Raw genomic sequence first — 10745 nt, 5'->3', positions numbered from 1 at the left:
AAGTTTTTGAAGATATTTCTCCCATTCAAGACTATACTGGTAATCTTATATTAGAGTTTGTTGATTACCATATTGGACAAAATATTAAATACGATGAGGATGAAGCAAGAGAAAGAGATGCTAATTATTCAGCACCACTAAAGGTAAAGGTCAGACTCATTAATAAGGAAACTGGTGAGGTAAAAGAGCAAGAAGTTTTTATGGGTGATTTGCCTTTAATGACTGATAAGGGTACATTTATTATTAATGGTGCCGAGAGAGTAGTTGTTAGCCAATTAGTTAGGTCTCCAGGTGTTTATTTTGTAGAGGAAATTGATAAAACAGGAAAGAGATTGTATTCTTCTACACTAATACCAAATAGAGGTGCTTGGTTAGAGTACGAATCAGATTCTAATGATATTGTATATGTAAGAGTGGATAGGACAAGAAAGGTGCCTATTACGACTTTGCTTAGAATTTTAGGACTTCAAAGTAATTCGGAAATTATTGAACTACTTGGTGAAAGTGAGCAAATATTAAATACATTAGAAAAAGATAACACTACTAATGAAGAAGAAGCGTTAATCGAAATATATAAGAGACTTAGACCTGGAGAGCCACCTACAGTAGATAGTGCTAGGACTCTTATTACTAATTTATTTTTTGATCCTAAAAGATACGATTTAGCTAAGGTAGGAAGATATAAATTTAATAAGAAACTAGCTCTATATAATAGAATATATGGTAAAAGGGCAGCCAATGATATATATAATTTAGAAACTGGGGAAATATTAGTACCCAAAGGTGAAAAAATCACTAGAGATCAAGCTATAGAAGTTGAAAATAGTGGTATAAATATGGTGGATGTATTATTGGAAGATGGAAGAACAGTAAGGGTTTTAGGGAATAATTTTGTTGACTCCAAGGTATTTGATTTACCATTTTCACTGGATGAACTGGGGATTAAAGAAAAGGTATATTATCCTTTAATGAAGGAACTAGTGGATACTTATGATGATATGGAAGAATTAAAAGTATCTATAAGTGAAAGGATAAAGGAGTTATCTCCAAAGAATATTACTGTAGATGATATTATTGCATCTATAAATTATGAATTAAATTTATTTGATGGAATTGGAAGTACAGATGATATTGATCATTTAGGAAATAGAAGACTTAGATCTGTTGGAGAGTTATTACAAAATCAATTTAGAATAGGTTTGTCTCGTATGGAAAGAGTAGTTAGAGAAAGAATGACTATACAAGATATTGATGTTGTGACACCTCAAGATTTAATAAATATAAGACCAGTAGTTGCTTCAATTAAAGAATTTTTTGGTAGCAGCCAATTATCTCAATTCATGGATCAGACAAATCCACTGGCAGAATTAACACATAAGAGAAGAATGTCTGCATTAGGACCAGGAGGACTTAGCCGTGATAGAGCAGGTTTTGAGGTAAGGGACGTTCATAATTCACATTACGGTAGGATGTGTCCAATTGAAACGCCAGAAGGACCTAATATAGGGCTGATAACTTCACTAACAACTTATGCAAGAATCAATGAATATGGTTTTATTGAATCCCCTTATAGAAAAATAAAAAAGGGAACTGGTAAAGTCACAGGAGAAATTCATTATTTAACTGCTGATGTAGAAGATGAATTTATTATTGCACAGTCAAATGAAAAATTAACAGATGATGGAGAAATTCAAAACAAAAGGGTTATAGCAAGAGGTAAGAGTGGAGCTATAGATATATTTCCAACTGATGAAGTTGACTATATGGATGTTTCCCCTAAGCAACTTGTGTCTGTTGGTACTGCAATGATTCCATTCTTAGAGAATGATGACGCTAACAGGGCATTGATGGGCGCAAACATGCAGAGACAGGCAGTTCCGCTTTTAAAAACAGAAGCTCCAGTTATTGGAACAGGAATTGAGTATAAGGCGGCTAAAGACTCTGGAACTGTAGTTTTGTCTAATCACTCTGGGATTGTAGAAAAGGTAAGTTCTGCTGAAATAGTTGTAAGAAAAGATGAAGATAATAAATTAGAAAGATATAAATTATTGAAGTTTAAGCGTTCTAATCAAGGTACTACTATAAACCAAAGACCTATTGTAGCAAAGGGCGAGAGGGTTGAAAAGGGTCAGGTCATAGCAGATGGTCCAAGTACAAACCTAGGAGAGATTGCATTAGGTAAAAATATTCTAATAGCTTTCATGACCTGGGAGGGTTATAACTATGAGGATGCTATTTTAATTAATGAAAGATTGGTAATGGAAGATGTTTTAACTTCAGTTCATATAGAGGAGTATGAATCAGAAGCTAGAGATACGAAATTAGGACCAGAAGAAATAACTAGAGATATCCCCAACGTTGGAGATGATATGTTAAAGGATTTAGATGAAAGAGGAATTATCAGAATAGGTGCCGAAGTAAAATCTGGGGATATATTAGTTGGAAAGGTAACACCTAAAGGAGAAACAGAATTAACCGCTGAAGAAAGATTGCTTCGAGCTATATTTGGAGAAAAAGCTAGAGAGGTTAGAGATACATCTCTTAGGGTTCCTCATGGTGAAGCTGGTATCATAGTAGATGTTAAAATTTTCTCTAGGGAAAATGGAGATGAACTACCTCCAGGAGTTAACCAAATGATAAGAGTATATATAGCTACGAAAAGAAAGATAAATGTCGGAGATAAAATGTGTGGACGCCATGGAAATAAAGGGGTAGTTTCTAGGATAATGCCAGAAGAAGATATGCCTTATTTACCAGACGGTACACCGGTTGAAATAGTATTAAATCCTCTTGGAGTACCTTCACGTATGAATTTAGGGCAAGTGTTGGAGGTTCACTTAGGACTTGCTGCTAAGAAACTAGGCTGGCATGTTGCTACACCAGTATTTGATGGTGCTAATGAAGAAGATATCATTCAAGCTTTAAAAGATGCAGGGTATCCAGAAAATGGTAAGATTTATCTTAGAGATGGAAGGACTGGGGAAAACTTTAACAGTCCAGTAACCGTAGGATATATGTATATGTTGAAATTACATCACCTTGTTGATGACAAGATTCATGCTAGATCAACTGGACCATATTCCTTAGTTACTCAACAGCCATTAGGAGGAAAAGCTCAATTTGGTGGGCAAAGATTTGGAGAGATGGAAGTTTGGGCTCTCGAAGCATATGGAGCGGCTCATACACTACAGGAAATATTAACAGTTAAGTCAGATGATATTGTAGGTAGGGTTAAAACTTATGAGGCAGTAGTTAAGGGAGAAAACATTCCTGAACCTGGTATTCCAGAATCTTTTAAAGTATTAATAAAAGAACTTCAAAGTTTATCATTAGATATGAAAATTATATCGGAAGATAAAACTGAAATAGAAATTCAAGAGTCAGTTGACGACGAATTATCAGATTTAGAAACTATAAGCGAAGAATTAGCAGGAGAAAAGGTGTTTTCTAATGATGAAGATGAAGAAAAAGATGAAAGTGAAATTGTAGATAGCATAAGTGGAGCTATACCTACAGGTTTTATTTTAGAAGAAGATGAAGATATGGATGTTAACATTGACTTTGAAGAAGATGACTATGATGAAGAAGAAGATTATGATGATTTTTAATTTAATTTTATTATAGAAAGGAGAGAACGCTCCTTGTTTGAATTCAATACATTTGATTCAATTAAAATTGGGCTGGCTTCACCAGAAAAAATCAGACAATGGTCTAAAGGAGAAGTAAAGAAACCTGAAACAATAAATTATAGAACATTGAAACCTGAGAAAGAAGGTTTGTTTTGTGAAAAAATATTTGGACCTACAAAGGACTGGGAGTGCCATTGTGGGAAATATAAGAGAGTAAGATATAAAGGCGTAGTATGTGATAGATGTGGGGTTGAGGTTACAAAATCTAAGGTTCGTAGAGAGAGATTAGGGCATATTGAGTTAGCCGCCCCAGTATCTCATATATGGTATTTTAAAGGTATTCCTAGCAGAATGGGACTTTTATTAGATATGTCACCAAGATCATTAGAAAAAGTTCTATATTTTGCATCCTATATTGTTATAGATGGAGGAGATACTTCTCTTTATGAAAAGCAACTTTTAACGGAAACAGAATATAGGGAAAACTATGAGAAATATCATAATAAATTTAGAGCTATGATGGGTGCAGAAGCAATAAAGGCGTTATTGGAAAAGATTGATTTGGATAAAGAGTCAAATGAGTTAAGGCAACAATTAAAAGATGCCTCAGGTCAAAAAAAGGTAAGAATAACAAGAAGATTAGAAGTGGTAGAAGCATTTAGAAAATCAGGGAATAGACCAGAATGGATGATATTAGATGTTATTCCAGTAATACCACCAGACCTTAGACCGATGGTACAATTAGATGGTGGAAGATTTGCAACATCTGATTTAAATGATTTGTATAGAAGAGTTATAAATAGAAACAATAGACTTAAAAGACTTTTAGATCTAGGGGCACCAGATATTATTGTTAGAAATGAGAAAAGAATGCTTCAAGAAGCAGTAGATGCCCTTATAGATAATGGTCGTCGTGGAAGACCTGTAACGGGACCAGGTAATAGACCATTGAAGTCCCTATCAGATATGCTTAAAGGTAAGCAGGGAAGATTTAGACAAAACTTACTTGGTAAGAGGGTAGATTATTCTGGACGTTCAGTAATCGTAGTTGGACCAGAACTTAAATTCTACCAATGTGGGATACCAAAGAAAATGGCTCTTGAGTTATTTAAACCATTTGTAATGAAGAAATTAGTAGAAGAAGGGCATGCTCATAATATAAAATCTGCTAAAAGAATGGTTGAAAGAGTAAAGCCGCAAGTCTGGGATGTATTAGATGCTGTAATAAAAGACCATCCAGTACTTCTAAATAGGGCTCCCACACTTCACAGATTGGGGATACAAGCATTTGAGCCTGTATTAGTTGAAGGAAAAGCCATTAAATTACATCCATTAGTATGTACAGCATATAATGCTGACTTTGATGGTGACCAGATGGCTGTTCACGTACCTTTATCAACAGAGGCACAAGCAGAAGCAAGACTTTTAATGCTATCTACAAATAACATTCTTGCACCAAAGGATGGTAAGCCAATTACTACTCCAACTCAGGATATGGTTTTAGGAGCTTATTATTTATCTCTTGAATCTCCTGGTGAACCTGGAGAAGGTATGATATTTAAAGATTTTGATGAAATGCTACATGCTTACTATAATGGTTCTGTAGGATTACATGCCAAAGTAAAAGTTAGAATGAGATTAGACGAAAATGATAAAGGTCATTTAGTTGAATCTACAGTTGGAAGATTTATATTAAATGAACATTTACCTCAAGATTTAGGATTTGTAGACAGAACTAAAGATAAATATTCATTAGAAGTTGATATAGTTGTAAATAAAAAGACATTAGGAAATATTATAGAGAAATGCTTTAGAAAACATGGGAATGCAGTTACTGCAACAGTATTAGACCATATTAAGGAAACTGGTTTCCACTACTCGACAATAGGAGCGATATCTATCTCTATGGGTGATATATTTGTTCCGGAATCAAAACCTGAGCTATTGGCAAAGGCTCAGGAACAAGTTGATAAATTTGAAAGGTCTTATCGTAGAGGGCTTATATCAGATGATGAAAGATATGAAAAGGTCATTGAAATCTGGAACAAGACTACTGATGATTTAACTGATATATTGATGGATGGATTAGATCCAATGAACAATATTTATATCATGTCTTTATCTGGTGCTAGAGGTAGTGTAAACCAAATTAGACAGTTAGCAGGTATGAGGGGGCTTATGGCATCTGCATCCGGTAGAACCATAGAGATTCCTATTAAATCAAACTTTAGAGAAGGACTTAGTGTATTGGAATTCTTCGTTTCAACACATGGTTCTAGAAAAGGATTAGCAGATACAGCTCTTAGAACCGCAGACTCAGGGTATTTAACTAGAAGATTAGTTGACGTAAGTCAAGATGTTATAGTTAGAGAAGTGGATTGTGGAACGGATGAATACTTGTTGATTAAACCTTTTAAGGATGGTAGGGAAGTAATTGAAGAATTACATGATAGAATTGATGGAAGATATGCTTTTGAAGATATAGTAAATCCTGAAACGGGAGAAATAATAGTTAGAGAAAATGAAATGATTTCAGGTAGTCAGGCAGAGTTAATCCAAAATGTTGGAATAACAGAAGTCAAAGTACGTTCTGTATTGGGGTGTAAGGCTAAACATGGAGTTTGTGCTCATTGTTATGGTAGAAATTTAGCTACAGGAGATGAGGTAAATATTGGTGAGGCAGTTGGAATTATTGCGGCTCAGTCAATTGGTGAACCTGGTACACAGCTTACAATGCGTACATTCCATACTGGTGGAGTTGCTGGAGCCGATATCACCCAAGGTTTGCCTAGAGTTGAAGAGCTATTTGAAGCAAGAAAGCCAAAAGGGCTTGCAGTTATTACAGAAAATTCAGGAGTAGTTAGTATAGAAGAGAGTAAGAGAAAGAAAGAAGTTATAGTTACTTCATCAAATGGAGAATCTATGAATTATAATATAGTTTATGGGTCTAGATTGAAAGTAAGGCCTGGAGATATAGTTGAAGCAGGTGATGAGTTAACTGATGGTTCAGTAAATCCTCATGATATACTTAAGATCAAAGGAGTACAAGGTGTTCAAAATTATTTGGTGAAGGAAGTTCAGAGGGTTTATAGGTTACAAGGTGTAGATATTAATGATAAACATATTGAAATAATTGTAAAGCAAATGTTATCTAAGGTAAAAGTAGAGGATGCAGGAGATACAGATATGTTACCTGGTTCTTTAGTTAGTTCACATGATTTTGGAGAAAATAATAGAAAAGCTATAGAAGAAGGACTAGAACCAGCAGTAGGAAGAAAAACTTTATTGGGAATTACAAAGGCTTCCCTAGCCACTGATTCGTTTTTATCAGCAGCTTCATTCCAAGAAACAACTAGGGTTTTAACTCAAGCTGCAATTGAAGGTAAGGAAGATTTTCTTCTAGGACTTAAGGAGAATGTTATTATTGGAAAACTTATTCCAGCAGGAACAGGAATGAGAAGATATAGGAACATTGAAATTTCAGGAGATGAAAATATTCAAGTTTTAGAAGAATTAAATGTTGACAGTGAAAATAACTGATGATAGAATGTATTAGTGTGTAAACTTAGAAAATACTCTGGATGACATAAAGATTATGTGGGATTTAGCCCACATAATCTTTAAAGTGTTTAAAGGAGGGGGAAGATTTTATGCTATCAAAACTTAATGCTAACAATAAAATTGTTGGTGCCAAGCAGGTAAAAAGAGCTTTGAATTCCCAGGAAATTGAAGCGGTTTTTATAGCTAAGGATGCAGAAAATAAGATTACAGACGAAATCAAAGAAATTTGCATTGACAAGCATGTTCAAGTTATTTATGTAGATAATATGAAGAAGTTAGGAGATGCTTGTGGTATTGATGTTAATGCAGCAACTGCTGCGTTAGTAAAATAATATATAAAAAATAGAAGGAGGTGCCTTGATGCCAACCATTAACCAATTAATTAAAAGAGGCAGAGATAAAGTTGTTTACAAATCAAAATCTCCTGCTTTAGGAGTGAATCTAAACACATTAAAAAAGAAGGAAACTGAAGTAAATTCACCTCAGAAAAGAGGGGTATGTGTTGCTGTTAGAACAGTTACACCTAAAAAACCTAACTCAGCTTTAAGAAAGGTTGCAAGGATAAGACTTACTAATGGTGAAGAAGTTGCAGCATATATTCCAGGAATTGGACACAATTTACAAGAGCATAGTGTTGTTCTAATAAGAGGTGGAAGAGTTAAAGACCTTCCAGGTGTTAGATACCATATTGTTAGGGGTACCTTGGATGCTTCTGGCGTTGACAAAAGAATGCAAAGTAGATCTAAATATGGAGCTAAGAAGCCAAAGGCTAACAAGAAGTAATAATGCTTAAAATGCAGGATTAATAATCCGTTTATATATATGCATTTTGGCGCGGTACGGCAATATAATTGTCGAGTACCAATGAATCAACTCTATATAGTTAAGGAGGGAAGTAAAGTGCCAAGAAAAGGACATGTACCAAAAAGAGAAGTTATGCCTGATCCTATTTATAATGATTTGGTAGTAACTAAATTAATTAATGGGATTATGTTAGACGGCAAGAAAGGAATTGCCCAAAATATAGTTTATGGAGCTTTTGATTATATTCAAGAAAAAACTAATGAAGATGCATTAGAAGTATTCTATAAAGCTATGAACAATATCATGCCTGTATTAGAAGTAAAGGCAAGACGTATTGGTGGAGCAACTTATCAAGTGCCGATAGAAGTAAGAACAGAGAGAAGAGAAACTCTTGGTCTTAGATGGTTAGTAGACTATTCAAGAAAAAGAGGAGAAAAAACTATGGTTGAAAAATTAGCAAAAGAAATCTTAGACGCTTCAAATGGTATGGGTGCAAGCGTTAAGAAAAGAGAAGACACTCACAAGATGGCTGAAGCTAATAAAGCTTTCGCACATTACAGATGGTAATATATCGTTTTTATTGTGTGGAGGGGGACTAAGAATCAAGAAGAAGGAGGAAAAATTGTGCCAAGACAAATTTCATTGGAAAGAACTAGAAACATCGGCATAATGGCTCATATTGATGCAGGAAAAACAACCACCACAGAGAGAATTTTGTTTTACACTGGTAAGATACACAAAGTAGGAGAGACCCATGAGGGCGGTGCCCAAATGGATTGGATGGAGCAAGAACAAGAAAGAGGAATCACTATTACTTCCGCTGCAACTACATGTATGTGGAGAGAGCATAGAATTAACGTTATAGACACGCCAGGACACGTGGATTTTACTGTAGAAGTAGAAAGGTCATTACGTATCCTTGATGGAGCTGTAGCTTTATTCTGTGCTAAAGGTGGAGTTGAACCTCAATCTGAAACTGTTTGGAGGCAAGCAGATAAATATCATGTACCTAGATTAGCATTTGTTAACAAGATGGATATTTTTGGAGCAGACTTCTTTAGGGCAATAGGAATGATTAAAGATAGACTTAAAGCCAATCCAGTACCTATACAATTACCAATTGGAAAAGAAGATAGCTTTCTAGGAGTAGTTGATTTAGTTAATATGAATGCTAGAATTTATCATGATGATTTAGGTGAAAAGTATGAAATAACTGAAATACCATCTGATATGTTAGATTTAGCCAAAGAATATAGAGAAAATTTACTTGAGAATATAGCTGAATATGATGAAGAACTAATGATGAAATATTTAGAAGGTGAAGAAATAACTACTGAAGAACTTATGAGAGGTATTAGAACTGCAACTAACAAAGTTGCTATAACGCCTGTCCTTTGTGGTTCTTCCTATAGGAATAGAGGAGTACAGCCTCTTTTAGATGCCATAATCGACTATCTGCCTTCTCCGCTAGACATACCGCCAGTTAAAGGTATGAGCTTAAACTCGGATGAAGAAGAAGAGAGATTAGCATCAGATAAAGAACCATTTTCAGCATTAGCATTTAAAATAGTATCAGATCCTTTTATAGGAAAACTTGCTTACTTTAGGGTTTACTCAGGTAGCCTTAAATCAGGTAGCTATGTACAAAATACTAGTAAAGGCAAGAGGGAAAGAATAGGTAGAATACTACTTATGCATGCTAATAAAAGGGAAGAGGTTGATGAGGTATTTGCAGGAGATATAGCAGCTGCTGTAGGGTTAAAAGATACTTCTACAGGTGATACTTTGTCCGATGATACAAATCCAATAATTTTAGAAACTATGGAATTCCCAGAGCCGGTTATTCACGTAGCTATAGAGCCGAAGACAAAAGCATCTCAAGATAAAATGGCTACTGCATTAGCTAAATTAGCTGAGGAGGATCCAACATTTAAGACTTATACTGATGAAGAAACAGGTCAAACAATAATTGCAGGAATGGGTGAGCTTCACCTAGAGATAATTGTTGATAGACTTCTTAGGGAATTCAAAGTTGAGGCAAATGTAGGTAGTCCACAAGTAGCATATAAAGAATCTATTCAAGCTCCTGCAGAAGCAGAAGGAAAATATGTAAGACAATCTGGTGGTCGTGGACAATACGGTCACGTAAAATTAAAAGTACAACCACAAGAACCAGGTGGAGGCTATGAATTTGTAAACGCTATAGTAGGAGGAGTAATTCCTAAGGAATACATCGGAGCTATAGATAATGGAATTCAAGAAGCCTTAGAATCAGGTGTTATTGGTGGTTATCCAGTGTTAGATATAAAAGTTACTCTTTATGATGGATCATACCATGACGTAGACTCTTCAGAAATGGCATTTAAGATAGCAGGCTCTATGGGTGTTAGAGAAGCTATTTCAAAGGCTAAGCCAACATTACTTGAACCGATGATGAAGGTAGAAGTAATAGTACCAGAAGAGTACATGGGTGATGTTATAGGAGATATAAACTCTAGAAGAGGTAGAATAGAAGGAATGGAACTAAGAAGTGGTGCTCAAGTAATTAGAGGTTTTGTGCCGCTGTCAGAAATGTTTGGTTATGCAACAGACCTTCGTTCTAATACTCAAGGTAGAGGAGTATACTCTATGCAATTTGATCACTATGAGTCAGTGCCAAATAGCATTGCAGAAAAAATTACAGGCAAGAAATAATCTATAATTAAGGAGGAAAATTGAAATGGCAAAAGCAAAATTTGAAAGAACTAAACC

The 10745-nt window shown here is 35.0% G+C and carries 6 protein-coding genes; all 6 read left to right on the top strand.

Features of this window, described 5'->3' with window-relative positions; translation table 11 throughout:
* On the top strand, positions 1 to 3608 hold a 3608-nt coding region (rpoB, locus tag RT714_RS15605), incomplete at its 5' end, for a DNA-directed RNA polymerase subunit beta (RefSeq protein ID WP_313758904.1).
* A gap of 33 nt (positions 3609 to 3641) precedes the next feature.
* Positions 3642 to 7169 carry a DNA-directed RNA polymerase subunit beta' gene (gene rpoC, locus RT714_RS15600; RefSeq protein ID WP_313758903.1) on the top strand — a complete coding sequence of 1176 codons (3528 nt, stop codon included), beginning with the start codon at positions 3642 to 3644 and terminating at the stop codon, positions 7167 to 7169.
* Positions 7170 to 7279: 110 nt separating this feature from the next.
* On the top strand, positions 7280 to 7522 hold the full coding sequence (locus RT714_RS15595) for a ribosomal L7Ae/L30e/S12e/Gadd45 family protein (protein WP_313758902.1): 243 nt from the start codon (positions 7280 to 7282) through the stop codon (positions 7520 to 7522).
* A gap of 28 nt (positions 7523 to 7550) precedes the next feature.
* Positions 7551 to 7973 carry a 30S ribosomal protein S12 gene (gene rpsL, locus RT714_RS15590; RefSeq protein ID WP_313758900.1) on the top strand — a complete coding sequence of 141 codons (423 nt, stop codon included), beginning with the start codon at positions 7551 to 7553 and terminating at the stop codon, positions 7971 to 7973.
* Positions 7974 to 8090: 117 nt separating this feature from the next.
* On the top strand, positions 8091 to 8561 hold the full coding sequence (gene rpsG, locus RT714_RS15585) for a 30S ribosomal protein S7 (protein ID WP_313758898.1): 471 nt from the start codon (positions 8091 to 8093) through the stop codon (positions 8559 to 8561).
* Between the two features lie 57 nt (positions 8562 to 8618).
* Positions 8619 to 10688, top strand: a complete 2070-nt coding sequence (fusA, locus tag RT714_RS15580) for an elongation factor G (RefSeq protein ID WP_313758897.1) — start codon at positions 8619 to 8621, stop codon at positions 10686 to 10688.
* Positions 10689 to 10745: the final 57 nt, after the last annotated feature.

Source organism: Tissierella sp., assembly GCF_032104385.1.
Taxonomy (GTDB): Bacteria; Bacillota; Clostridia; order Tissierellales; family Tissierellaceae; genus Tissierella.
This window is presented reverse-complemented; position numbering and strand designations above follow the sequence as displayed.

Bases quoted from the DNA above. Each gene is read 5' to 3' on its own strand.
- RT714_RS15595 (WP_313758902.1), top strand. From the start codon at position 7,280: ATGCTATCAAAACTTAATGCTAACAATAAAATTGTTGGTGCCAAGCAG.
- rpsL (WP_313758900.1), top strand. From the start codon at position 7,551: ATGCCAACCATTAACCAATTAATTAAAAGAGGCAGAGATAAAGTTGTT.